Annotated in this window: 1 protein-coding gene; it reads right to left on the reverse strand. The window is 43.3% G+C overall.

Features of this window, described 5'->3' with window-relative positions:
- Positions 1–944: M1 family aminopeptidase (locus tag A3739_RS02025; RefSeq protein WP_304440243.1), on the reverse strand; the 944-nt coding region annotated here is incomplete at its 3' end.
- Between the last annotated feature and the right edge of the window lie 76 nt (positions 945–1020).

The raw sequence follows: 1020 nt of genomic DNA on the forward strand, positions 1-1020 counted from the left end.
CGACACGTGACCCGGTTACCCGACCAATTATGGAAATACTCATGCGCAACGATCGCTTCAATACGCTGATATGAAGCATCTGTCGTGGTATCGGGTTTTGCTAGAACACAAGAAGAATTAAAAATGTTCAAGCCCTTGTTTTCCATGGCCCCCATATTGAAGTCATCGACCGCGACAATCATGAAAATATCGAGGTCATACTCACGACCATAGACCTCTTCATCCCACTTCATAGAGCGTTTCAAAGCATCAAGGGCATAATCACACTTAGTTGAGTTTTTGTGTTCGACAAAAATTTCGAGACGCACCTCTCGACCACTCATTGTCGTGAAGGTATCTTTTTGACAATGCAAATTACCCGCTACGAGTGCAAACAAATAACACGGCTTCGGGAAGGGGTCATTCCAAACCGCAAAATGACGTCCTCCATCCAATTCGCCTGATTCAATCAAATTGCCATTCGATAGCAAATTTGGATACAAGGATTTATCTGCCTCGATTCTTGTCGTAAAGATCGTTAAGACATCAGGACGGTCGAGATAGTAAGTAATGCGTCGAAAACCCTCGGCTTCACATTGGGTACAGAACATTGTCGATGACTTGTAGAGTCCTTCTAATCGCTTGTTCTCTTGAGGCTTAATCCACGTCACGATTTCTAACTGACAGTCTGCCGGCATATCTGAGATGCTTAGACCGGACTCTGTCACCAAGTAACGATCACTATTTAATAGAGCTCCATCAATACTGACCGAGCGCAATTCTAATTCTTCGCCGTCCAACGCCAACTCTGTCGACTCGGAATCCAAATCTTTAACAACGTGCATAAGATTCGTTACTTCAGCGCCGTCCTCGAATAGCTTAAAGCTCAAAGAAATACTCTCTACGAGGAAGTTCGGTTTTTGATAGTCTTTTAGATATGTGATGTTTGCTGCTGCGTCTTTCATCTTTGTATTCCTAGAGCCCTCGCTATGCATAATTGCTTAGGCATAAATTGAAACTTCATACGAGCCATATTTTCGA

This window comes from Oleiphilus sp. HI0067 (assembly GCF_001635735.1).